Raw genomic sequence first — 24,055 nt, 5'->3', positions numbered from 1 at the left:
GGTGTCCGGCGTTTTGGTGTACTTTTGAGCTGATGAAGCGTAGTTTTATTGCCTTACTAATTAGTTTAAGTGTGTCCTTACCGGCCTGGTCGCAGCAGTTTCCGGGAAGTACGCAGGTGCCGGGTAGTTTTGGCGGGCGCCAGAGTATGCCAACCTCAACCACAGGTACGAATGGTATTGATGATTCAACGAAAGTAATCTACGGCCCCAGGTCTACCCGGTACGTACTGGAAGACGATGTCTTCAACAACCGCCGGAAGCTCTACACCCTCGATACAACCATGGACGATGTACACCGTTTCACCTATGTGCAGCGGAGCCAGAACACCTACCAGGATTTAGGGGCGCTGGGTACACCTATGCGGCCGGTTTTTCTACAGGTTCCTCAGCAACTGGGTGCCCAGTCGGGCTATTATGTCTTTTCGCCCTATGCGTACCAGACGATGGATGTGCGGTATTACGATACCAAATCGCCCTTTACGGATATGTACATTGCGCTGGGCGGAAACAACCAGAACATCCTGCGCTTCGATATGGCGCAGAACATTAACCCTCGTTGGAATGTCGGCTTCGATGTACAGCGATTTACGTCGCAAAAACAGTTTGGTACCAGTGGGAATACGGACCCTTATAAGCTGTTAGCGCAAAACTGGGGCGTTCAGCTACACACGAACTACCGCTCGAAGAACGATAAATACATCCTGCTGGCCCATTTCATTAATATGAACCACAGCCTCGATGAGCAGGGGGGCGTGTTGCCGGGTGAAACGGCCAGTGGTGTTCCTATTCTTTATAATTATACCGGCGATGCCCGTTTACGAAGCGGCAGCACATCGTTACAGGGGCCGCACGGTTGGGAAATACGCAACAACTCGCATATATACCACCAGTATATTCTCGATCAGGGTTTTCAGCTCTATCATAAATTCGATTATCAGGTTCAGAAAAACTTTTACCAGGACGATACCCTTCGGCTGAATCTGACTGATGCCGGCCTAACCACAGATGTTCGGAAATTTTATCCAACCATCTTAGGCGATACCTCCCGGCTGGAGCAGCATGCCCGTTTTCGGCTATTTGAAAATCAGTTTGGTATCAAAGGTATCTCACAGTTTAAAGGAGCTTCGTTCAACTACCGGGCTTACCTGCGGATACGAAATTACCGGCAGACAAGCCTCTACAATACCTCCCGGACCAACTATAATGAATATGCTACTACCCGAACCGAAACCTTTGTTGGGGGCTGGCTTGGGTATTATTTCCCAGATAGCCTATCCCGCCTGACGGCCGAAGCTGAACTGGGGGCGGGTGGGAGTTACCGAATTCAGGGGCAGGTCGAGAGTAAGTTTCTCACGGCGGGTGGCTCCTATGTAAACGTCGAGCCGACCTTGCTCCAGGAGCGGTTTCAGAGCAAAGTGTATCTCTGGCCTGATGCAACAAGGGGACTGGAGCCATTATCCAAGCGGAATTATCTCCATGCCTACGGTAAGCTGAATGTGGGTTATAAAAAGCTGCGTATTCAACCGAGTCTCGATTATTATCTGGTTAAGAATTACGTTTATTTCGATACGGCCGGAGTTGTTCAGCAGGAAAAGTCGCCTATTAGTATTATACGGCCGGGGTTGGGGTATCATTTGCAACTAGGTAAGTTTCTTGTTGCCGGGCAGGCCTATTATACTGCCAAAGAGGGGCCGGACGTTATTCGTATGCCACCATTTTTTATAAATACTCGCATTCAGTATGAATTTCTGTATGCTAAAGTGCTATACATTCAAACAGGAATTGATCTTCATTATAAATCGCCGTACTACGGGGATGCGTATATGCCCCTCACCCAGCAGTACCACATTCAAAATCGCCAGAAGGTAGAGGGGTATGTACTGGCTGATTTGTACGCGAATCTGCGGATCAACCGTACCCGCTTATTCATCAAACTAACCCATGCCAACCAAGGCCTGATTACACCCGGCTATTACGTGGCACCTGACTTCCTGCCAATGCGCCGGGGTTTTGCCTTCGGGGTCGACTGGTATCTGTTCGATTGATTTTCGTCGATAACAGGTAAGAGATGACCATTTCCTGCTTATTCTGTTTAAGCACTGGTTATAAGGTTATTAGATATTGATTAAGAGGCTGATAGTCAGTAATTAACCGATAGCTGCTCATTTATTATCACCAGCTCAAGAAGTAATTGTCGCTACTTTTTGCTTTTTAAAATTTTTTAAAATACTGTTGGGGTTTATTTCGATTAATTAATTAACCTACATTTTTTGCATGGATCCATTTCAGATTCAAAAAGCGCCCGTCCAATACGACGTAGCAATTGTCGGCTCAGGGGCCGGAGGAGGCATGGCAGCTTATATGCTGGCGAAAGCTGGTGCCAAAGTTGTGCTGCTGGAAGCCGGTGGCTATTTTGACCCGGCCGATCCAAAATACATTACCCAACTTAAATGGCCTTGGGAGTCGCCCCGACGCGGAGCGGGTACAACCCGTGCCTTTGGCGATTTCGATGCCGCCTGGGGAGGATGGGATATTGAGGGTGAACCCTACACGAATGCCAAAGGGTCCGATTTCCAATGGTTCCGGTCACGAATGCTGGGTGGTCGTACAAACCACTGGGGGCGCATCTCCCTTCGATTTGCTCCGGACGACTTCCGGCGTAAAAGCATGACCGGCGTTGGTGAAGATTGGCCTATCGGTTACGACGACATCAAACCATTTTACGACCGAATCGACCGAATGATCGGCGTTTTCGGTTCGGTGGAGAATATGCCTTCTGAACCGGATGGTATTTTTCTGCCCGCACCCAAGCCCCGGCTGCACGAACTGATGATCCGGAAAGGAGCCCGTAGTATCGGCATTCCGGTAATTCCATCCCGTTTGTCTATCCTGACCAAGCCGGTTAACAATGAGCGGGGCTCCTGTTTTTACTGTAGTCAGTGTGGACGCGGTTGCCAGGCGTATGCCGACTTCTCGTCGTCATCGGTCCTGGTGAAGCCAGCCATGAAAACCGGGAACGTCACCCTTATCAATGGTGCTATGGTTCGGGAAGTTATAACCGACCCGGCTACCGGCCTATGTACGGGGGTTAGTTATGTCGACACGCAGACCCTGCAGGAGGTTACGGTAAAGGCAAAGTCGGTTGTATTGGCCGCCAGTGCTGGTGAAACCGCCCGTTTATTGCTCAACTCCAAATCGAGTCGTTTTCCGACCGGCCTGGCCAACTCCAGTAATGTAGTCGGTAAATACATCAACGACTCTACGGGCGCCAGTCGTTCAGCGTTTGTACCAGCCCTGATGGACCGTAAGCGGTACAACGAGGACGGCGTCGGCGGTATGCACGTATTTACACCCTGGTGGCTCGACAATAAGAAGCTAGACTTCCCTCGCGGGTACCACATCGAATACTGGGGCGGTATGGGCATGCCTGCCTATGGATTTGGCTGGGGTATCGAAGCGATGAACGGCATGATTCCGGGTCGCGACGGGAAGATGCATCCCGGTGGTGGATACGGAGCTAGTCTGAAAGATGACTACCGCCGGTTCTACGGTGCTTATGTTGGTATGGCCGGGCGGGGTGAACCGGTGCCGCTGGAAAGTAACTATTGCGAAATCGACCCGAATGTGGTTGATAAATACGGTATTCCTGTTCTGCGGTTCAACTACAAATGGTCGGATTATGAAGTGAAGCAGGCGAAGCACATGCAGGAAACTTTCGAAGAGATTATTCATTCGATGGGAGGAATTGCCTTAGGCGACAAACCAAATGCCGCCAATAACTACGGCTTGGCCGCTCCGGGTCAGATCATCCACGAAGTAGGTACTGCCCGGATGGGGAATGATCCAAAAAACTCGGTGCTGAACAAATACCAGCAGGCCCACGATGTGAAGAACCTGTTTGTCGTGGATGCGGCTCCCTTCCCGTCGCAGGGTGATAAAAACGTTACCTGGACCATCCTTGCCAGCTCCATGCGTACCAGTGAGTATTTAATCGATCAGGTAAAACAGAAAAACATATAACCTTAAACCCGAAAACCAATGAAACGCAGAGATTCCCTTAAAGCCCTGTCGCTCACGGGTTTTGGCCTGGCTGTCAATCCCGTTGAAGCGGCCGTTCCCGCGCCACCAGACGTTAAGCCGCTGAAAATTCCCGGTGGCCGTCAGAAGTTCGAAGCCGAGCGGGACGCACGACTGAACGCCGAGAAATTCTTTACTCCTCACGAACTGCAAACGGTAACGGTGCTATCCGATATCATTATACCCGCCGATGAACGGTCGGGGAGTGCGTCGCAGGCGGGAGTTCCGGCCTTCATCGAATTCATGATGAAAGACCAGCCCAAAAACCAGACGCCCATGCGGGGTGGTATCAAGTGGCTGGATAACACCTGTACCAAGCGATACGGCAAATCCTTCGTTCTGTGCACAAAAGCACAGCAAATTGACATGGTGGAGCAGATCGCTTATCCGGGAAAAGCAAAGCCTGATATGACACAAGGAGCCTCTTTTTTCAGCTTCATGCGTAACCTCACGGCTACCGGTTTTTACACCAGTCAGATGGGAATTAAAGACATTGGCTATGTGGGTAACGTGCCGAACCAGTGGGATGGCGTTCCTGAAGATGTCCTGAAGCAGTACGGACTTGCCTACGAGGAGCGAGAACTGACACAAGGTAAGTAAAGTATAGGTTTAACCGCAAGCGCCCTTATGATAAAAGTAAGGGCGCTTTTGTATGATAAGTATATATGTTTGATGTAAATGTATAAAACCAGCTGTCCGGCATACTGGCTGTACGACAGCAGTTTACCGGAAGGCGTTACTAGTAGAATATAATCAGGCTAGCATATGCAATCATACTTCTGAACCTAGTTTTTATGCATAGGGTATGATTATTATATACGGCATAAAAGTTGTTTATGTAAAGTTTAGCTTTAATTTAGGTTACAAAAAGATAATTCCCTTCAGAGCGATCTGATGACCAATTGATTAGGCGAATTAGATTAACTTTTTGCAAATTCAGTTCGCCCATTCCGCCTTTTTTCTTGTACCTTTACGTCCCGTAACGACCTAAACAGGTTTCAATCATGGCGGCTACGGGACCAAAATCCGCGAAATATATTTTTGTTACTGGCGGAGTAACTTCATCACTGGGCAAGGGCATCATTGCTTCTTCACTTGCCAAACTGCTTCAATCACGGGGGCTTACGGTTACGATTCAGAAATTCGATCCGTATATCAATATCGACCCTGGTACACTCAATCCTTATGAGCATGGCGAATGCTATGTAACAGACGATGGGGCTGAAACAGACCTCGACCTTGGGCACTACGAGCGGTTTTTGAACCGGCCAACTTCTCAGGCGAATAACATTACTACGGGACGCATCTATAATAACGTGATCACCCGCGAACGCCGGGGCGATTTTCTGGGTAAAACCGTACAGGTCGTCCCCCACATCACCGACGAGATCAAGCGTAACATCAAGCTCCTTGGCGAAACGGGCGATTACGATATCGTGATCACCGAAATTGGCGGCTGCGTAGGTGACATTGAATCGCTGCCCTTTGTAGAAGCGGTTCGCCAGTTGAAGTTTGAACTCGGCGAAAAAGACACCCTTGTTATTCACCTTACGCTGGTACCTTACCTGCAATCGGCCGGGGAACTTAAAACAAAACCGACACAGCACTCGGTCCGGATGCTCCTCGAAAACGGAGTTCAGCCGGATATTATCGCCTGCCGTACCGAGCATCCATTGCCGCAGGACATCCGTCGAAAAATTGCTCAGTTCTGCAATGTTCAGGTGAGCTCAGTAATCGAGGCCCTCGATGCGGAAACGATTTATGATGTCCCCCTGCTGATGCAAAAGGAACGGCTCGATCAGCGGGCGCTGTATATGCTTGATCTCTACAACGATAAGGACGCTGATCTGGATGCCTGGAAGGGCTTTTTAGGACGGCTGAAGAATCCGGGCGATACCGTTCGTATTGGCCTTGTCGGGAAATACGTTGAACTGCACGACGCCTATAAGTCTATTGCCGAAGCCTTTATTCATGCCGGGGCTGCCAACGAATGTAAAGTTCAGCTGGAGTGGATTCAATCCGAAACGCTGGTCGATGAGCATCATTGTGCTCAGGTACTTAGTGGACTCGACGGCGTTCTGGTAGCGCCGGGCTTTGGCGAGCGGGGTATCGATGGAAAAATCAACGCTGTTCGGTTTGTTCGGGAGCAAGGCATTCCCTTCCTGGGAATTTGCCTTGGGATGCAAATGGCGGTAATCGAGTACGCCCGTAATGTGATGGGCATTCCGGATGCCCATTCGACGGAGATGGAGCCGCACACACCTAATCCGGTTATAAGTATGATGGAGGAGCAGAAAAGCATTACGGACAAAGGAGGCACGATGCGTCTGGGTGCCTATGCCTGCAAACTCAAGCGGGATTCTTTGGCTCACCAGATTTACGGCAAAATGCAAATCAGCGAACGCCACCGTCACCGTTACGAATTCAACAGTGATTTCCAGGAAGCCTTCGAAAAAGCAGGACTTCGCCCAACAGGTATCAATCCGGATACTGGCCTGGTCGAAATCGTTGAATTAAAAGGACATCCCTGGTATGTGGGCGTTCAATTTCACCCGGAACTGAAAAGTACCGTGATGAATCCCCATCCGCTTTTTGTTCAGTTCGTGAAAGCTGCGCTTACGTATACTCAGAAAAAACGTACTGCAGAAACTACATCCGATGTATTGACCGCCCGTGTAGAAACCGCCGATGTGGTTGATTAAGCAGCCGGATTGACGTATTTTTGCGCAAAATAGTCGGTGGGTCGGCAAGTCGGTAGCCGGTAAGTGGCTGACGCCATAAAACACATGCGCCAGCCGCTTACCGGCTACCGATTTGCCGACTTACCGACTTACTAACTTATAAAATGGATCGTAATCAACTTATTGGCATTGTCCTGATTCTGGCGATGCTGGTCGGCTACCAGCTGCTGGTACCGAAACCTGCGCCCGAAAAACAGGCTGCTCAACAAACACAAACAACAAAACCCACAACTGCCTCCGGGGTTGCCGCTACGGATACAGGTGCCGGCAAAAGCACTCAACAAACTCCTGACTCAGCTGCCTTAACGGCTAAATTTGGTGATTTCGCAACCGTTGCCATCGGCCAGGCCCGTGATATTGTCGTTGAAAATAACGATATTAAAGTAACCCTTACCACGCAGGGCGGTCGGGTAAAGGAGGTTATTCTGAAAAAGTACAAGACCTTCGACCAGAAACCACTCGTTCTTATTGACGAGAAAAGCAGTCAAACCCTTCTTGAACTCCCTACAAATCAGGGTAAGGTTGATTTACACAAGCTATACTACCAGACAACAGCGCAAGGTGGTACGGTTAGTGGTCAGGCGCAGCAGATTGTCTTTCGGGCAGAAGTAGCGCCGGGGCAGTCTGTTGAACAGGTGTACACAATTCCGGCCGAGGGGTATGTACTCGACTATGACCTTAAGCTGAACGGTCTGTCAAATGCGATCGGTACTGGCGATATCCGGTTCTTTTGGGAAGATAAAATGCGGCAGTATGAAAATGACCTGGCCAACAACCGCCGGGCTGCTACCATCAATTACCTGACGGCCGACGAAGATTTTGAGAAATTAACCGAGGGCGAAAGTAACCAGGAAGCAACTGTCGAAGAACCCGTGAAATGGTTTACCATCAAGCATAAATACTTCCTGTCGGGTTTTGTTGCCAGAAACAGCCCGCTGACCAAGGCAAATTTTAAAGCGCTGGTCGATCCGGCCGACAGTAGTGTCGTAAAAACGGCCATTGCCGATGTAACCCTGCCCATTGCCGATGTAAAAGCCGGAAAAGGACAGTACAAACTCTTTTACGGACCCAATGATTTTCAGTTGCTGGGTAGTGTAGCCCCCGAATTTGATCAGAACGTATACCTTGGGTACTCCATCCTGAAGCCAATCAACAAGTACTTCTTCGTGCCAGTGTTCAACTTCCTGGAGAAGTTCATTGCCAACTACGGCCTACTGATCATTGCACTGGTGGTATTCGTAAAACTGATTCTAACACCGTTAACCTACAAGTCATACATCAGTATGGCCAAAATGCGGGTTCTCCAGCCGGAGTTGAACGAGATGAAGGAACGGGTTGGTGACGACATGGCCAAGCAACAGTCTGAGCAAATGAAATTGTATCAGGAAGTGGGTGTTAGTCCGCTGAGTGGCTGCGTTCCGGTACTGGCAACCATGCCGATTCTCTTCTCGCTGTTTATGCTCTTCCCGAATTTAATTGAGCTGCGCCAGAAATCGTTCCTGTGGGCTAATGACCTGTCAACCTATGATGCGTTTATTACCTTCCCGGCTATCCCTTTTATTGGTAGTCACCTCAGTTTGTTTACGGTATTAATGACGATTTCGTCCATTGCGTACGCGTATTACAATAACCAGACAACACCAACGCAGCCGGGACCAGTGAATATGAAAGCTATGAGCTATGTATTCCCGCTTATGTTCATGTTCGTTCTCAACTCGTATCCGGCCGGTTTGACGTTTTATTACTTTGTATCGAACGTTGTAACGATTGCTCAGCAACAACTGATCCGCCGGTTTGTTGATGAAGATAAGATCAAAGCGGTTCTGGACGAAAACCGTCGTAAGAACGCAGCCGGAGAAGGCAAGAAGCCCGGCGGATTCCAGGCGCTGCTGCAAAAACAGCTGGCTGCCGCCGAAGAGGCCCGTAAGCAGGCTGATGAAGCCCAGCGCCGAGCAAAGTCTAAGAAGTAAGTGATGAATAAACGGTGACTACTGCTTCTATTTATCATCCTTCATTGACAAAAGCAACGCCTTCGCGTTGCTTTTGTGCATTAACCCAATTGACTATGAATGGACGATTTCTTTTACTGATCCGGACAGTTCTTGTGTTCTGCGGATTAATTTGCTCGCAGCTAGTATGGGCACAACTTACAACCGATGCGCAGAAACGCTATAAAGCAGCTCTTGAACTGGTGAGGATGGGCGACTACGAACGAGCCAAGTCCGATCTTAACGTGCTGATTCAGCAGCGCGGCCCGCTGGCTCCTTATGCCGCCTACCATTATGCTATTGCTGCGTTCCGGCAGCGAAAGTACCCGCAGTCCCGAGGCATGCTTAAGCAACTGATGGAGCAATATCCGGATTGGCAGAAGATGGATGATGCTAACTACCTTTTTGCGGCTAATGGCATGGAGCTGGGCCAATACGAGGAAGCATTGACAGCACTGCAGTCCATCACGGATGCCGAACTCCGCACCGACGTTACAAAGCTTGAGCAGAACTTTATCCCGCGTATTACCGACCTGACCCGGCTAAAGGCATTGAGTCAGTCATTTCCCGCTGACCGGATTATCGGGCTGGCGCTAATCGACCTGATCCAGCGAACGGCAACCGATAAGGACGACCTGGAATTGTCTGACCGGTTGACCAACCGGTTTGGTGTTCCGCCCGTAACGTCGACTCAGCCAGCAGGAACGACATCTCAGGTGGGCGGCTCCCGTCCGGTTACCCCTATTTCGCCGAATGGACGAAATTCACGAACGAAGGGATATTATAATGTCGCCGTGATGTTTCCTTTTCGGGTTGACGAGTTTAATTCGGATAAAAGGCTGAGGTCCAATCAGTACGTTTATGATCTCTATAATGGCATTAAGCTCGCAAAAGCTAAGTTGCAGGAAGAGGGAATTACCGTCAACCTGTTTGCTTACGATCTGGATAATGATGCCAATAAAGCCCTTGAGCTGGTTAATAGTCCGGCCTTTGCTCAAACGGATCTGATCATAGGCCCGCTGTACGTGGAGCCTAATCGGATTGCGCTGGCATACGCCAACCAGCATACTATATTGCTGCTCAATCCAATAGCGACCAGCAGCGAGTTGATCATTGACCAGCCAATGTCTTTTCTGGCGCAGCCTTCCATGAACCAACAGGCGCGAAAAGTAGCTGATTTGGTTCGTAGTTTAAATACCTCCCGACGGGCTGCCATCTTTTTTGGGGCTACGCGGAAAGATTCATTACTCGCGGCTTCGTATCAGGCTGAACTCAAACGGCAGAACTACCAGGTTGTTGATTTTCGTAAAGTAAGCGGATCGGCACAGCAGATGGCTGATGCCATGCAACTGTCCGGTACGGCAACGGCTACCCGGTCCGGTAACGCAATGTCTTCGCAGTCCACCGGTTCGGCCGTTGGGCACGTGTTCTTCTCCAGTAGCAATGAAGACGATGGGGTTCGAATGCTCGATGCACTCAGCCGCCGACACATAACGGCACCTTTGATTTCAACGGCTTCTGCTTTTGATCTGTACAAAGTACCCGCTTCGACCTTTACCCGGCGGGAACTGTATTTGTTATATCCCGATTTTATTGACAAAAGCCGTGAGTCGGTTACTGCGTTTGAGGAGGAGTACCTGGCCAAACGAAATACCATTCCGTCGGTTTACGCGAGTGAGGGATACGACATGATGCTGTTCTTCGGCCGTCAGTTAGCGAAAAATGGTCTTCAGCTTCGTGATCGAACCACACTTATCTCCGATACCGACGATTACCTGCTTTCGGGTTTTGACTATACACAAAGTAACGACAATCAAATTGTACCAATCGTAAAATACGAAGACGGTCGGTTTGTGAAAATTAATGAGTGAATGAGCAAACGAACGAACGTATCCTGAGGGATTAACTCGTTCATCTCATCATTTGCCTTTCAAAAAATGACAACGAGCGAACAATTGTTTGAAAAAGCGAAGACGCTGATTCCCGGTGGAGTAAACTCACCCGTGCGGGCGTTTCGGTCTGTGGGTGGATCGCCCATTTTTATCAAATCGGCAAAGGGTCCCTACATTGTGGATGAGGATGGCCGGCAATACATTGAATTGATTAATTCGTGGGGCCCTATGATTCTGGGTCACGCCTTTGAGCCGGTCGAGAAAGCCGTCCGTGACGCAATTCAGTATTCGTTTTCATTCGGAGCGCCCACGCGCAAAGAAGTCGAGATGGCTGAGTTAATTACGGCTATGGTGCCCTCGGTCGAAAAGGTCAGGATGGTGAACTCCGGTACCGAAGCCACCATGGCGGCTATTCGCGTGGCGCGTGGGTTTACCGGTCGCGACAAGCTGATTAAGTTTGAGGGGTGTTACCACGGACATGGCGATTCGTTTTTGATCGCTGCTGGAAGTGGCGCCATGACCATGGGTATTCCCGATAGCCCGGGTGTTACCAAGGCAACGGCTGCGGATACACTGACCGCGCCGTACAATGATCTGGCAGCTGTTGAAACGTTGCTGGATAATAACCACAATCAGGTAGCCGCCATCATTCTGGAGCCGGTAGTTGGGAACATGGGGTGCGTACTACCTGAACCGGGCTTTCTGGAAGGGATTCGTTCGTTGTGCGATAAACACGGTGTTATTCTGATTTTCGATGAGGTGATGACCGGCTTCCGGCTTGCCAAAGGAGGAGCTCAGGAACGCTTTGGCATTACCCCCGACCTCACAACCATGGGTAAAATTATTGGTGGAGGTATGCCCGTTGGTGCCTATGGTGGACGGGCCGACATTATGGACATGGTTGCCCCGGCAGGTCCGGTTTACCAGGCCGGAACGCTATCTGGAAATCCGATTGCCATGTCGGCAGGGCTGGCCATGCTTCATCACCTGAATGACCACCCGGAGTTATACACCCGGCTGGAGACGATTGGAAAAAAACTAACCGATGGTTTTCGGGCTGGATTGCAGAAGGCCAGCCTACCGTATACTATCAATCATATTGGGTCCATGTTTACCCTGTTTATGACAGATCGCCCGGTGAGCAACTTCACGGAAGCCAAAACGTGCGATACTCCGCTTTTTGGCCGCTATTTCCACGCTATGCTGAACCGGGGTGTTTACCTGGCCCCATCCCAGTTCGAGAGCCTGTTTCTATCCGTTGCCCTTACCGATGAACTGGTGGATGAGGTTATCAAGGCCAACGAAGAAAGCTTACTGGAAATAATGAATACGTAATGTATTATTCGATTATCATTCCTGTTTATAACCGTCCGGGCGAATTGCGCGAACTGCTCGTGAGTTTGACGAAGCAGACGTATAAAAATTTTGAAGTACTGGTTATTGAAGATGGTTCGACTGACACGTCGGATGGGGTAGTCGCTGATTTCGCTGACCAGTTGGCTATCCGGTATTTCTTCAAAGAAAATTCCGGGCAGGGGTTTACCCGAAATTACGGCTTTGAGCGGGCCAGGGGAGATTACTTCGTTATTTTTGATTCGGACGCGCTTGTTCCCCCACACTATTTTTCGGCGGTTAACCAGCAGCTGGGGTCATCGTGGCTTGATGCCTACGGTGGCCCCGATGCGGCTCACCCCGACTTTACGCCCATTCAGAAAGCCATCAGTTACTCCATGACCTCGCCCTTTACCACGGGCGGGATTCGCGGTAGTAAAAAAAACCTGGGTGGGACCTACCATCCCCGTAGCTTTAATATGGGGCTTTCCCGTGCGGTTTGGGAAGCCGTCGGTGGGTATAAGCTAAGCCGGATGGGGGAGGATATTGAGTTTGCCATTCGGATTATTGAAAATGGCTTTCGTACCGGCCTGATTTCCGACGCTTTCATCTACCACAAGCGCCGGACCAATTTCGGACAATTTTTTCGCCAGTTGCGATTCTTTGGTCGAGCCCGTATCAACATATCCCGGTACTATCCGGCCGAACTGAAACTCGTTCATGCCTTTCCGGCTCTGTTTACACTTTTTGTTTTTTCGGTTCCGATTTGGGCGTTCATTAGCTCCCTGTTATTTACACTGGCGATAAGTATATTGAGTTTTTTTTCGGTATTGATTTTGGTGGATGCCACCCGTAAGGAAAAAAGTCTGTACGTTGGTCTGTTGAGCGTAGCAGCCGCTTTTGTTCAGCTAATCGGGTACGGAGTTGGTTTCCTGAGCGAAGGCTGGAAGCGCCTGACGGAGCCCAAAGGATTCCGCGAAACGGGAGCTACCCTCGAATACCCTTCGTAAGCCGTACCCTTTAGTACGTAATACCTTGCCTGAATCAACGAAATTAACCATTGGAACGTTAGTTACATAAACCCTTTCAACCCCCGATACTCGATGGCAAAGCTCGCTAAACCGCCAGGTCAACGATTGGTAAAACGCATGAGTACCCGAACCAAAGGCTTGATTGTGGCCCCGCTGGGTTTACTTCTATTTAGTGTTGGCCTGTGTGTGTTAAGTGGAGCTGTGGAGGCAAAACACGGGGGCGCTCCTTTTCGGCAATGGTTTTTGTGGGGCGCTTATAGCCTGGTGTTGATCAATGGCGGACTATTGCTTTTCGGGCAGGCTATTCGCTACCGGGCACAGTTGGATTATCGTCGGTTTGTGCGTCGTGAACTTAAGAAGCGTGACCGCGACTGGGCGCGTTTTCGCCCCAAAAGAAAAGCCTCACCCGGTAAAGGTGAGGCTACTTGATAAGGGCCGTCTGGGTGAACAGACAATGTATTCGTTTAGGCTGCTTTCTTTTCCGCAAACGACGCCTTGATGGCTTCTACGTCTACGTTTTTAATGGTTGGCTTGCGCAGCAGTTGTTTGATTGCGTTAGTCTTGTTATTGGCGATAGCGCGGTTCCGGCGAGCCTTCCGCTTTAATTCTGTTACTCCCATGATTGTATCTTTTTACGTGTCAGTTCAAAATCAGACCGCAAAAGTACGCTTTTTCATTGATTTTTGAAAGCACCACCGACTAAAGTCAGTATTTTTGCATCCTAATACGCAGCTTGTGTCCATCAGGCTGTAAAAACGGACTAAAATCCGGCTTTATTCCAATGCAAAAACCAACATTGCCGAAAGGTACCCGTGACTTTGGGCCGGAGCAGATGCGTAAACGGCTTTTTATTTTTGATACAATTCGCCAGACATTTCGACGATTTGGTTTTCAGCCGATAGAAACGCCATCCCTGGAAAACCTGTCTACCCTGACGGGGAAATACGGGGAGGAGGGTGATCAGCTTCTCTTCAAAATACTTAATTCCGGTGATTTTGCTGCGGGAGTCACCGAACTCGATCTGGCCTCAGGTTCAAAGAAGTTAACCCCGAAAATAGCCGAGAAAGGCCTTCGTTACGACCTTACCGTTCCCTTTGCCCGGTATGTGGTGATGAATCGGAATTCGCTAACGTTGCCGTTTAAACGCTACCAGATGCAGCCTGTCTGGCGGGCCGACCGGCCACAAAAGGGACGCTACCGCGAGTTCTACCAGTGCGATGCCGATGTAGTTGGCACCGATTCGCTTCTGTGTGAGGCCGAAATCGTGTTGATGATCCACGAAGTATTCAGGAATCTGACCATTCAGGATTTTACCCTTAAAATCAACAACCGCAAGATTCTGGCGGGCATCGCAGAAGTTATTGGTGCGCCCGGTCAGGAGGGTACCCTGAGCGTGGCAATTGATAAACTGGACAAAATTGGGAAAGAGAAAGTACTGAACGAACTCCAGGAGCGGGGATTTTCGGACGAGACCATCGCTAGCCTGGAACCCTTGTTTCTGTTTGGCGTTTCGGAACCCACGGAACCTAATCAAATACTCGATCAGTTAAAAAACTGGCTTTCCGCTTCGGACACTGCACGCCAGGGGATTGCTGAACTGGAAGAAACGCTTCAACTAGTCAATCAATATGGACTGTCGGATTCCACTGTAGAAATTGACCCAACCCTCGCGCGTGGGCTGTCATACTATACTGGCGCCATTTTTGAAGTGAAAGCCAATGGTGTTTCTATTGGCAGCGTAAGCGGGGGCGGCCGGTATGATAACTTAACCGGTGCGTTTGGTATGCCGGGTTTGTCGGGTGTGGGAATCTCTTTCGGTGTAGATCGCATTTACGACGTGATGGAGGAACTGAACCTCTTTCCCGCCGATGCCGGACAGGGCACTCAGGTTCTGATTATACCTTTCGATACCGAGGCCCGTTCGGTAGCGTTGCCTGTACTGCGTCAACTCCGAACAGCTGCCATTGCCGCCGAGATGTATCCTGATTTATCGAAAGTGAAGAAAATGCTCGATTATGCCAATGCGAAAAATATTCCGTTTGTTGTGCTGATTGGTTCTGCAGAGGTGCAAACGGGTGTTTTATCGCTAAAAAACATGCTGACGGGCGAGCAGCTTAAAGTAACCACAGACGAGTTGATACAACGGTTAGGCTAAGCATCTATCCGAATACGATTTCACAAAAAGGTTCAGCGCGTCAAACCCGTTGGGCCTTTTTTGTTGATAAATGGCAGCATACTGAGCAATCGCCAGCGAATCCCGAAAATGTGCCTGTAAAAAATTACCCGTCAGGAGTTGAACCGGAAGTGGAAAATGTTTGAGTAATTCGACCGGTGACCGCAGGGGTTTGATGGGCTCATCAGGCCTACGGGCATTGGACGGATACAAAAGGGTGATGCGTTGTAAGGGAACAGGAGCGTTGGGGAAATCGGCTAAAGGCTGCGTTACCAGAAATTTGGTAGCTCCTTCAAAGGACGGCTCCAGGCTTGACTTATTGAGCTTTAGCCCATCGACCGTATTCTTCCAGATTTTGTACTGAGCAAACGCCGGGATCACAAATGGTTTGTTGCCCATTAACTGAATGGCGACCAGATCATCTGTCAGCACCGTGTGCCCAATCTGGCCAAAGGCGGCTGCCGTCGTTGATTTACCAGCGCCGGGCACGCCCACAAATACTGATGCGGTCGTTCCCACCTTTACGGCACTACCGTGTAGCAAAAAGAGCCCCCGTTGGTAGAGCAGAAGGCCAATAACTTCGCTCAGCAGGAATAGTCGCAGGGTGCCTTCGTCGGCACCCAGATTCTGGTAAATGATTTCCTTTCCTCCGGAGACCTGAAAGGATGCAATGCCAGCCCAGTGCAAGAGCAGACTGGTTGGTGTTTTACCGAACCGGGCCTGTACGCCACGGCGGTGTACGCGAGTTGGTCGCCTGGCCTGGTTGTGAAGGAGTGCTTCAGCTATGCGAACATCGGTTTCTTTCGTTGACTCCTGTAAAACGCCCGTGAAATCAAGCTCGGTTTCGAGTGTCAAGCCGAAGGCAACGTATTTTTTCATGACCATTGAACTATCCCTCAGTAACGATTCGGGTAGTCAAAAGTAAGAAAATAACAGCCTTGCCGAGTGCGCAGGTTAATTCGCCTTTTTCGGAGATGCCTTTGATCCGGTATTTGCGGATGTTTTAGGCTGGGCTTTATCCTTATTCACCCCGCCTGATCCATCAGGTGAAGTTGATCGGTTTTTCGTTTGGCTAGGAGGAACGTACATGTACGCACGGGAAGCGCCTTCATCGGCAATCGTCATGCTGGAGGGATTTGATGCGGCTTGCCGCTTTCCTTCTGTCAGATAACCCGTTCCGGTAGAGGCTGTCGAACCGCCACTACGTCCGCCCGTCGTTGATTGAGCCCGACTGGTTAATACACTACCAAATAGTGTGACTAGTGTAATTGCTGAGACCAGAGTTTTCATACGTTGAGTACGCTAGTTTTTGTTTCGTACCGGCTAATACAGCCGGTACGAAACAAAACAGTTAATTAATCAATCTTTTTGTCAATGGCGCTGATGCGGTCCATGTGCTTTTGCAGCGTAGGCAGAGTCTTCGTTGCAAATTCCTTAACCGCCGGGTTCGTTTTCTCGTCGTCGGCGGCCTTTTTAAACAAATCGATATCTTCTTTGTGATCGTCGACCATCATACTAACGTATTTTTTGTCGAACTCGGCCCCGGTCAGCTTCGCCATGTCGTTTACGTGTTTCTGTTCATCTTCACCAAGGGTAGTTGGTAACGTGATGTTGTGCGTAGCCGCAATGGTTTTCAGTTCGTCATTTGCTTTTGAGTGATCGGTAACCATCATGGCGCCAAACTCCTTCACATCCTGACTCTGGGCTTTTTCCTGCGCCATACGACCTAGTTCAACCTCCATCATGCCGCCAGTCGCGGCTTTCACCGCGAATTCATTGCTTTCTTCGGTCTGACCGGTTCCGGCATCTTCTTTGGCATCATTGGCGTTTTCAGCGTTTTCAACGCTGTCATTACTTTCTTTCTTCTTATCGCTACATGCCTGGAAACTCAGGGTGCTGATCGCGAACAACAAAAGCAGACTAATCTTTTTCATAACGTTAGTGGTTAATTAATGGACTATTACTACAAACGCTTTTAAGCCCTTTAGGTTTTGAACCCTATATTGAATTGGGAATTTTTAGACAAAATTCTGAGTTTATCGGACAAAATTCCTATGTTTGTCGTATGGTTATTCCAGATCGTATAGCGCTTGTATTTTCAGCCTTGAAAGGGGTTCCGGCCACGCGTTTCTTTGAAATTGCTGAGCTGACCGGCTACAAGCGCGAACAATTGGCCGAAATTTTCGATACGTCTCTTAAAACGTTTCAGCGTTACGAACGGGAGAAGAAAAGTCTCAATCCGCAGGATAGCGAGAAAGTGCTGAAAATTATGGCCTTGTTTCAAACCGGCGAATCCGTATTTGGAACAGCTGATTCTTTTCGTCGCTGGATGGACAAGCCAGCCTATGGATTAGGGAATCAGATTCCGTTTGACTTGCTGCATACCTCAGGGGGGATAGACCTGGTGATGGATGAGGTCACCCGGATTGAATACGGCGACCTGGCCTGACGTTACTAACGGATCTTCTGCTGAATGCTTGTTTATCGAATCACGAAAGCCGTTTACGCCGATCGGCTGGTGGCATCGGGCGGGGCAGCCCGCTGGAATAGCCGCGGCCAGTTTGTTATCTACACCGCAGGAACACGAGCGCTGGCCTGCCTTGAAAATGTCGTTCACCGCTCCAGTGAAGGCCTGATGGACAGCTTTCGGGTAATGGTCATCAATGTACCGGACGGTCTTTTGGTGGATACGGTGGATGCCGAACGCCTGCCTGCCAACTGGTCTGATTATTGGCAATACAATGTTTGCCAGCAGATAGGAGGGGAGTGGCTTGAAAACAGACGCTCTGCCGTACTACGTGTACCATCCGCTATTATACCCGATGAATGGAATTACCTCCTGAACCCGGCACATCCCGATTTTTCTGGTATCAACCTGGTTCGATCGGAGCCGTTTTCCTTCGACCCCAGGTTAAAATCCTGACAGCTATACAACCGGACTCGGGCCGGCAGACGGCCTTAAGAAAGGTCTATGTTTTAGTTGAAATAGAATTGTATTTCATTTAGATGATGATGACGTGTTCCGTTCGGTTTTTATACTTTTCGTAGCTGGGTTCTGACGAGTAGCTGAGGCCGTTGAGGCCTGTTTTCACGCCTTTATTTCTCTTTTCTCCTGAAAATTTTGTATATTTGTCTATAGAGCAGCCCACGCGCAGTGTGTGGTCTGGAATAGTAATTTTCTGCGAAACTCCTTTTTCACATGGCGGACGAAACTCCCGACCTCGAATCTCCCAGTAATATCATTCCCATTAACATTGAGGACGAGATGCGTGGTGCTTACATTGATTACTCAATGTCGGTTATCATTTCTCGTGCCTTGCCCGATGTGCGTGATGGCCTAAAGCCCGTTCACCGCCGGGTGCTGTTTGGAATGGCCGAACTGGGAGTCAATTACAACAAACCACATAAAAAATCGGCCCGTATCGTCGGTGAAGTACTGGGTAAGTATCACCCCCACGGTGACTCATCAGTATATGACACCATGGTTCGTATGGCCCAGGACTGGTCATTACGCTACCCGCTTGTCGATGGACAGGGGAACTTTGGTTCTATTGATGGCGACTCACCCGCTGCCATGCGTTATACCGAAGCGCGTCTGAAGCGTATAGCCGATGAACTACTGACGGATATTTATAAAGAAACGGTTGATTTTCAGGGTAACTTCGATGATTCCCTGCAGGAGCCGACCGTGATGCCCGCCAAACTTCCGAACCTTCTGTTGAATGGGTCGTCTGGCATTGCCGTTGGTATGGCCACAAACATGGCCCCGCATAACCTGACAGAGGTAATCGATGGTATTTTGGCGTACCTGGAAAACAGTGAGATCACCGTTGAGGAGCTGATGCAGTTTGTCAAAGCGCCTGATTTTCCGACGGGTGCGACCATTTATGGTATGGAAGGGGTTAAGTCAGCCTTCAAGACCGGTCGTGGACGCGTTGTGATGCGGGCCCATGCCACCATTGAAGAAAATCGTGGCAAGACCCAGATCATCGTGACGGATGTTCCGTACATGGTCAATAAAGCCGTGATGCTCGAAAAAACGGCCGAACTGATCAACGACAAGAAAATAGAAGGGATTATGGCGTTCCGGGACGAATCAGACCGGGATGGCCTGCGTGTGGTTTATGATCTTCGGAAAGATGCTATTCCCAACGTCGTTCTGAATAACCTCTATAAGCATACCGCGCTTCAATCCTCGTTCAGTATCAATAACGTGGCTCTGGTGAAGGGACGCCCGATGATGCTGAATCTGAAGGACATGATGAAGTATTACGTCGAGCACCGGTTCGAAGTAATTACTCGTCGGACGCAGTACGAACTCCGCGAAGCCGAGAAACGCGCGCATATCCTGGAAGGGCTGTTAATTGCTCTCGACAATATAGATGCTGTTATCGAGCTTATTCGCTCGTCACGTGACCCGGAAGTGGCTCGTACGGGGTTGATGGAGCGGTTCAGTCTAAGCGATCTTCAGGCGAAAGCGATCCTGGAAATGCGTTTGCAACGGCTGACCGGTCTGGAGCGGGATAAACTACAGGCCGAGTACGATGAGCTGATGACTGAAATTGCCGACCTGAAAGAGATTCTGGCCAGCGAGGAACGGAAACGTCAGGTTATCAGAGAGGAGTTGACCGATATTCGGGCCCGCTACGGCGATGAGCGTCGGACCGAAATCAATCCGCTTGGCGACGGTAACATCAGTGACCTTTCGCTGATTGCCGATGAGGACATGGTGATCACCATCTCGCATGAGGGGTATATCAAACGAACACCTACGACGGAGTACCGGTCGCAGGGGCGGGGAGGAGTAGGGGCGAAGGCCGCTTCGACTAAAGAAGAAGACTTCACCGAGCACCTGTTTACGGCTACCATGCACAATACCCTGCTGGCGTTTACCCAGAAAGGACGCATGTACTGGTTGCCGGTTTATGAACTTCCCGAAGGTTCCCGGACATCGAAAGGTCGGCCACTGGCTAATTTTATTAACATCGAGTCGGACGATAAAGTACGGGCCGTTATCAATGTAACAGACCTGAAGAACGAGGATTACATCAACAATAATTATATTGTGATGTGTACCCGGAAAGGCACCATCAAGAAAACGATGCTGGAAGCCTACTCCCGCCCTCGTCAGAATGGAATCATCGCCATTACGATTGATGAAGACGATCAGCTGCTGGGCGTTTGCATGACCAATGGCGACAATGACATTGTCATTGCATCGAGTGCAGGTAAGGCGGTTCGCTTCCATGAAAGCCGGGTTCGGCCCATGGGTCGTACGGCAGCGGGTGTTCGGGGTATTTCTCTGGACGAGGAGGATCCAACCGATCATGTGATCGGTATGGTATGTATTTCCTCTCAGGATGCTCAATTACTGGTTGTTTCTCAGAACGGATACGGTAAACGGTCGGAAATTGATGGGTATCGAATTACGAACCGGGGTGCTAAAGGTGTCGGTACGCTCAAGATAACGGAGAAAGTCGGCCGACTGGTAGCGGTACTTGATGTAGCCGACAACGACGACCTGATGATCATCAATAAATCGGGCATTGCTATTCGAACGCCGGTCGACGCGATTAATGTAATTGGCAGAAATACACAAGGTGTACGCTTAATTAAGCTAAATGAGGGCGATGAAATATCATCGGTAACAAAAATCAAAAGGGAGGAAGGCGAGGAGATAGCTACCGCTGAACCTGAAGCCGCAGTAGAAGAATAGGCATTATTGCCAAGTAGTTTTGAGCCGCCCGTGCTGATTCTATAATCAGTCGGGCGGCTCAAACAATTTCAGATAGGTCATGCTTATACAGACAGAATCCGTAATTTCGTTCTTTAAAAGAAAACACAACCCCAGTTTACACATGAAACAAGTTTTTGTAATCGCCGTCGCGTGTCTCCTCTCACTAGGTGTACACGCCCAGCAGGCAGCCGGAGACGCGCTTGCTATGGAAGCATTTAAGAAAGAAAAGGAAAAGAGTGATAAGGATATTACCGATGCCAAAGCGGCTGCTAAAGCCAGCACCTGGATGGATCGGGCCAAAACGTATCAGAATATCGCTTCGCAAGGACAGATGAAAATCGATTCGGCTGCCGCTACGGTAGCTTACGATGCTTTCAAGAAAGTAGTTGAATTGGATAAGGACAAAAAAGGTGGTCCTGGTAAATTAGCTAAAGAAGCAGAAGAAGCGTTAAAGGCTCCCCTTATGGCCACCGCTTTCATGCAGCAGGGCGTTGCCAAGTTCCAATCGAAGAATTATGCTGATGCGATGAAGTCGATGGCCATAGCGGGCGACATTAATCCGAAAGATACGCTGGCACCGCTCTATACGGCTATTGCTGCCCAGCAGATCAAGGATAATGCAACGGCTAAAACTCAACTGGAAAAGTACATTACCAGTGGAGGAAAGGATGCAACTATTTATGGTTCGTTAGCAATGCTGTATCGGGCCGATAATGAAGTTGATAAAGCGCTGGCTGCTTTGGATAAAGGGATTGCTTTGGCACCCACAAATAAAGATCTGGCCAATGAGAAGATCAATATCATGCTGTCGACAAATCGGATGGATGAAGCCATCACGGGTATGAAAGCGATGGTTGAGAAAGATCCAAATAACGTACAGAATCTGGTGAACCTCTCAATTGTTTATAATAACATTGCCAGCAAATCCTCTGAGGAGATCCGGAAGTTGGAAGGGGATAGCAAAAAGGGCGGCAACACCGCCAAGCAATTAGCCGATGCCAAAAGTATTATCGACGCTTATAACGGTGAGATTGCCCGCTTACAGGCATCGATCAAAAAGTCGCCTAAACCCGAGCTAAAGCGTCAGCTAACGGATGTACAGAAGCGTCTGGCAGAGCAGAAGACAGAAGTTGCCAAGCTGGAAGCTGAGGCTAAAGAAGCGGCAGCAAATGCCAGCGCTGCAACGGACGGAGCGAAGCGGTTAGCCCAACTCAAGCAGGCACAGACTGAAAATAAGAATCAGGAGAAGATGTACCTGGATAAAGCATTGGCCATTGATCCTAACAATTATGACGCTAATTTCAATACGGCAGTTTTCCTCTTCAACGAGGCTGTAGAAATGAAGCGTGGTGTAGACCGGATGGATATGGCTGAGTACAATAAGAATGGTAAGGAACTGGATGGTAAAGTTTGCGGTAAATTCAAGCAATCGTTGCCATACTTCACGAAAGCTAAATCAATTAAAGATGAAGCTGATGTAAATGAAAACCTGACCAATCTTCAGAATATTCTGAAACAGTACGAAGAGAAGAAGATTGTGTGTATCGAAGCTGGTAAATGAAGCCTAGGACAGTAAGGATAGGGTCGGTACCGGAAGGTATCGACCCTATTTAATAAAAACTTTACTTAACATAATATAAATTATACAACAAATAAAATGGGTAGTCCACAGACTTATTAACACGTTATCCACGTGGAACACTAAAGTATTGCTTTACAGGGACTTAGGTAGTAAAAGGCTTAAAAATGGCTTTTACAGGGCTTTAAAGGCCATTTTAGGAAAACCAAGGAACTTCAAACACTACCACAAATGATAAGGATTGCGGAAAATTTATGATTAGTAATTCCTGGTCTTGAATTGATTCAGTACACAGTTCAGCAAAGACTCAAAGTTTTAAACGTCTCTCTTCGATAATCGTCGAGGAAATATTGTAGAGATGAGTAGTCAGTCGAGAATGCCGCTTATTGTTCTAATATATTGTCTATCTGTGTGCCAATAACTTCTTTCGGCCGTATATTATTGATTGATTTGGCATCCAAGTAATTCCAAATCATTCCCTGGGTAGTGGTTTTCCAATCTTCCCAGTCTAACCATATACTACCGGTTGAAAGTCATGATTAACCCATTAAAAGCTTATCAATACCTTGTAACGTTTTCAAAGGCACAAGTTCAATTGTAGCGGGTAGCCACCTGGCGGTATGCTTCAGCCTGTTGAAATATCGCTCTACCTGATTGCTATCCTTGTATAGTTTGGCATTAATCGAATGTCGAGTCGACTCTTCTTAGCCGGTATGACTGCTTCCAATTAGAGGTTGGCCAACCAGATCAATAAGAAACATGCCCTAAAACTGTCCTTATTGAAAGGCATTAGTAAGAGCTTAAGCAGTTGGTGTATATTCACGAAACGACCCGTCTGTGTAAAAAATCAGAATGCGTTCAACCTTCTTCTCGGGTTTATCAGAGTTCGGATTTTCCCTTGGTTGACTATCGGATGGGTTGGTTACCTCTACTTGTTGTGGTAAACTTACGGGTGGTATTTCAGTGCGTTGGCTACGGACACCCGGCGATTGTGGTTGTTGAGATACGATACCGCCAGCAGTAAATCGATCCGGTCGTTCGATGGATAGAGGCCTGCCTACAGAACGGTTTGTTCCATATCCTACTCCTGCTGGTACCGTTTGATTAGTAAGCTGACTCTCTTCTTCCATGATCCATTCGTACCCAAGTTCGGGAAAGCGACGGATTATCTTTTGAATTATATCGAAACTGGGCCGGTTTCGACCAGATAGAATATGCGATATACTTGATCGTTGGACGCCTATTTCATCGGCGAAATACGAAGGCGTTAAATTCTTGTCAATCAGAATCTGTTTAATCTTGTCATTTATCGTCATCATAATTGCCCTGTTTAAATAATGTCAATCGATATGTTACAAATATAAATAATAAGCATGTAAATAGTCACAAATTTCTATTGTAAATTACAAAAATAAAATGGCCACATCTGTAAAGTGTGGCCATGTAAACTGATTTAATAACTTATACTGATTAAATTTGTAAATCTATTTAATTTACAAACCTGT

The 24,055-nt window shown here is 48.6% G+C and carries 19 protein-coding genes; 14 read left to right on the top strand and 5 right to left on the bottom strand.

Annotation, left to right across the window (positions count from 1 at the left end; translation table 11 throughout):
• The first annotated feature begins 32 nt into the window (after positions 1–32).
• The 9 genes from NT073_RS17750 (at position 33) to NT073_RS17710 (ending at position 13,490) form a co-directional block, all read left to right on the top strand.
• Complete coding sequence (locus tag NT073_RS17750; RefSeq protein WP_297376012.1) at positions 33–2,045, top strand: putative porin; 2,013 nt, start codon at positions 33–35, stop codon at positions 2,043–2,045.
• A 229-nt stretch (positions 2,046–2,274) separates the two neighbouring features.
• Positions 2,275–4,020 (top strand): GMC family oxidoreductase, encoded by a 1,746-nt coding sequence (locus NT073_RS17745; RefSeq protein WP_012926610.1) that lies wholly within the window; start codon positions 2,275–2,277, stop codon positions 4,018–4,020.
• Between the two features lie 18 nt (positions 4,021–4,038).
• Positions 4,039–4,677, top strand: a complete 639-nt coding sequence (locus tag NT073_RS17740; protein ID WP_297376009.1) for a gluconate 2-dehydrogenase subunit 3 family protein — start codon at positions 4,039–4,041, stop codon at positions 4,675–4,677.
• A 404-nt stretch (positions 4,678–5,081) separates the two neighbouring features.
• Entirely contained in the window at positions 5,082–6,779 is a 1,698-nt protein-coding gene (locus tag NT073_RS17735; RefSeq protein ID WP_297376007.1) for a CTP synthase, read from the top strand.
• Between the two features lie 143 nt (positions 6,780–6,922).
• On the top strand, positions 6,923–8,788 hold the full coding sequence (gene yidC / locus NT073_RS17730; protein ID WP_297376005.1) for a membrane protein insertase YidC: 1,866 nt from the start codon (positions 6,923–6,925) through the stop codon (positions 8,786–8,788).
• A gap of 95 nt (positions 8,789–8,883) precedes the next feature.
• Positions 8,884–10,677, top strand: coding sequence for an ABC transporter substrate-binding protein (locus NT073_RS17725; RefSeq protein WP_297376003.1), 1,794 nt, complete (start codon positions 8,884–8,886; stop codon positions 10,675–10,677).
• A gap of 66 nt (positions 10,678–10,743) precedes the next feature.
• On the top strand, positions 10,744–12,033 hold the full coding sequence (gene hemL, locus NT073_RS17720) for a glutamate-1-semialdehyde 2,1-aminomutase (RefSeq protein WP_297376001.1): 1,290 nt from the start codon (positions 10,744–10,746) through the stop codon (positions 12,031–12,033).
• Entirely contained in the window at positions 12,033–13,040 is a 1,008-nt protein-coding gene (locus NT073_RS17715; protein ID WP_297375999.1) for a glycosyltransferase, read from the top strand. Before hemL ends, NT073_RS17715 begins: the two co-directional genes overlap by 1 nt.
• Positions 13,041–13,133: 93 nt before the next feature.
• Entirely contained in the window at positions 13,134–13,490 is a 357-nt protein-coding gene (locus NT073_RS17710; protein ID WP_297375997.1) for a hypothetical protein, read from the top strand.
• A 35-nt stretch (positions 13,491–13,525) separates the two neighbouring features.
• Here the strand turns inward: NT073_RS17710 and NT073_RS17705 are convergent, their stop codons facing one another.
• Positions 13,526–13,681, bottom strand: coding sequence for a hypothetical protein (locus NT073_RS17705; protein WP_012926602.1), 156 nt, complete (start codon positions 13,679–13,681; stop codon positions 13,526–13,528).
• Positions 13,682–13,842: 161 nt separating this feature from the next.
• On the opposite strand from NT073_RS17705, the gene hisS reads away from it, so the two are divergent.
• Positions 13,843–15,216 (top strand): histidine--tRNA ligase, encoded by a 1,374-nt coding sequence (hisS, locus tag NT073_RS17700; RefSeq protein ID WP_297375994.1) that lies wholly within the window; start codon positions 13,843–13,845, stop codon positions 15,214–15,216.
• On the opposite strand, the gene NT073_RS17695 is transcribed toward hisS, so the two are convergent.
• From NT073_RS17695 to NT073_RS17685, 3 genes are all read right to left on the bottom strand, one after another.
• Entirely contained in the window at positions 15,208–16,113 is a 906-nt protein-coding gene (locus tag NT073_RS17695) for a serine kinase (protein WP_297375992.1), read from the bottom strand. The genes hisS and NT073_RS17695 overlap by 9 nt on opposite strands.
• A 75-nt stretch (positions 16,114–16,188) precedes the next feature.
• Positions 16,189–16,524, bottom strand: a complete 336-nt coding sequence (locus NT073_RS17690; protein ID WP_297375991.1) for a hypothetical protein — start codon at positions 16,522–16,524, stop codon at positions 16,189–16,191.
• Between the two features lie 65 nt (positions 16,525–16,589).
• A complete protein-coding gene (locus tag NT073_RS17685) occupies positions 16,590–17,168 on the bottom strand; it encodes a DUF4142 domain-containing protein (protein WP_297375988.1) in 579 nt (192 codons plus the stop codon).
• A gap of 131 nt (positions 17,169–17,299) precedes the next feature.
• On the opposite strand from NT073_RS17685, the gene NT073_RS17680 reads away from it, so the two are divergent.
• The 4 genes from NT073_RS17680 to NT073_RS17665 all read left to right on the top strand — a co-directional run bounded on the left by NT073_RS17680 (position 17,300) and on the right by NT073_RS17665 (position 22,532).
• Complete coding sequence (locus NT073_RS17680) at positions 17,300–17,683, top strand: antitoxin Xre/MbcA/ParS toxin-binding domain-containing protein (RefSeq protein ID WP_297375986.1); 384 nt, start codon at positions 17,300–17,302, stop codon at positions 17,681–17,683.
• Positions 17,684–17,707: 24 nt separating this feature from the next.
• Positions 17,708–18,157: an RES family NAD+ phosphorylase gene (locus tag NT073_RS17675; RefSeq protein WP_297375984.1), complete on the top strand. Its 450-nt coding sequence runs from the start codon at positions 17,708–17,710 to the stop codon at positions 18,155–18,157.
• A 276-nt stretch (positions 18,158–18,433) separates the two neighbouring features.
• Complete coding sequence (gene gyrA / locus NT073_RS17670) at positions 18,434–20,950, top strand: DNA gyrase subunit A (protein ID WP_297375982.1); 2,517 nt, start codon at positions 18,434–18,436, stop codon at positions 20,948–20,950.
• Between the two features lie 142 nt (positions 20,951–21,092).
• The gene (locus NT073_RS17665; RefSeq protein ID WP_297375980.1) at positions 21,093–22,532 is read left to right on the top strand and encodes a tetratricopeptide repeat protein; all 1,440 of its coding nucleotides are present in this window, start codon (positions 21,093–21,095) and stop codon (positions 22,530–22,532) included.
• Positions 22,533–23,350: 818 nt separating this feature from the next.
• On the opposite strand, the gene NT073_RS17660 is transcribed toward NT073_RS17665, so the two are convergent.
• Positions 23,351–23,869, bottom strand: coding sequence for a helix-turn-helix transcriptional regulator (locus NT073_RS17660; protein WP_297375978.1), 519 nt, complete (start codon positions 23,867–23,869; stop codon positions 23,351–23,353).
• Positions 23,870–24,055 lie beyond the last annotated feature (186 nt).

This window comes from Spirosoma sp. (genome assembly GCF_026391055.1).
Lineage (GTDB): Bacteria > Bacteroidota > Bacteroidia > Cytophagales > Spirosomataceae > Spirosoma.
The sequence above is the reverse complement of the archived record's forward strand: the minus strand, read 5'-3'. Positions and strand labels throughout refer to the sequence as shown.

What these genes read in the sequence shown, in the direction of transcription:
- NT073_RS17750 (WP_297376012.1), top strand. Translation starts at nt 33, where the DNA reads ATGAAGCGTAGTTTTATTGCCTTACTAATTAGTTTAAGTGTGTCCTTA.
- NT073_RS17745 (WP_012926610.1), top strand. Translation starts at nt 2,275, where the DNA reads ATGGATCCATTTCAGATTCAAAAAGCGCCCGTCCAATACGACGTAGCA.
- NT073_RS17740 (WP_297376009.1), top strand. Translation starts at nt 4,039, where the DNA reads ATGAAACGCAGAGATTCCCTTAAAGCCCTGTCGCTCACGGGTTTTGGC.
- NT073_RS17735 (WP_297376007.1), top strand. Translation starts at nt 5,082, where the DNA reads ATGGCGGCTACGGGACCAAAATCCGCGAAATATATTTTTGTTACTGGC.
- yidC (WP_297376005.1), top strand. Translation starts at nt 6,923, where the DNA reads ATGGATCGTAATCAACTTATTGGCATTGTCCTGATTCTGGCGATGCTG.
- NT073_RS17725 (WP_297376003.1), top strand. Translation starts at nt 8,884, where the DNA reads ATGAATGGACGATTTCTTTTACTGATCCGGACAGTTCTTGTGTTCTGC.
- hemL (WP_297376001.1), top strand. Translation starts at nt 10,744, where the DNA reads ATGACAACGAGCGAACAATTGTTTGAAAAAGCGAAGACGCTGATTCCC.
- NT073_RS17715 (WP_297375999.1), top strand. Translation starts at nt 12,033, where the DNA reads ATGTATTATTCGATTATCATTCCTGTTTATAACCGTCCGGGCGAATTG.
- NT073_RS17710 (WP_297375997.1), top strand. Translation starts at nt 13,134, where the DNA reads ATGGCAAAGCTCGCTAAACCGCCAGGTCAACGATTGGTAAAACGCATG.
- NT073_RS17705 (WP_012926602.1), bottom strand. Translation starts at nt 13,681, where the DNA reads ATGGGAGTAACAGAATTAAAGCGGAAGGCTCGCCGGAACCGCGCTATC.
- hisS (WP_297375994.1), top strand. Translation starts at nt 13,843, where the DNA reads ATGCAAAAACCAACATTGCCGAAAGGTACCCGTGACTTTGGGCCGGAG.
- NT073_RS17695 (WP_297375992.1), bottom strand. Translation starts at nt 16,113, where the DNA reads ATGAAAAAATACGTTGCCTTCGGCTTGACACTCGAAACCGAGCTTGAT.
- NT073_RS17690 (WP_297375991.1), bottom strand. Translation starts at nt 16,524, where the DNA reads ATGAAAACTCTGGTCTCAGCAATTACACTAGTCACACTATTTGGTAGT.
- NT073_RS17685 (WP_297375988.1), bottom strand. Translation starts at nt 17,168, where the DNA reads ATGAAAAAGATTAGTCTGCTTTTGTTGTTCGCGATCAGCACCCTGAGT.
- NT073_RS17680 (WP_297375986.1), top strand. Translation starts at nt 17,300, where the DNA reads ATGGTTATTCCAGATCGTATAGCGCTTGTATTTTCAGCCTTGAAAGGG.
- NT073_RS17675 (WP_297375984.1), top strand. Translation starts at nt 17,708, where the DNA reads ATGCTTGTTTATCGAATCACGAAAGCCGTTTACGCCGATCGGCTGGTG.
- gyrA (WP_297375982.1), top strand. Translation starts at nt 18,434, where the DNA reads ATGGCGGACGAAACTCCCGACCTCGAATCTCCCAGTAATATCATTCCC.
- NT073_RS17665 (WP_297375980.1), top strand. Translation starts at nt 21,093, where the DNA reads ATGAAACAAGTTTTTGTAATCGCCGTCGCGTGTCTCCTCTCACTAGGT.
- NT073_RS17660 (WP_297375978.1), bottom strand. Translation starts at nt 23,869, where the DNA reads ATGATGACGATAAATGACAAGATTAAACAGATTCTGATTGACAAGAAT.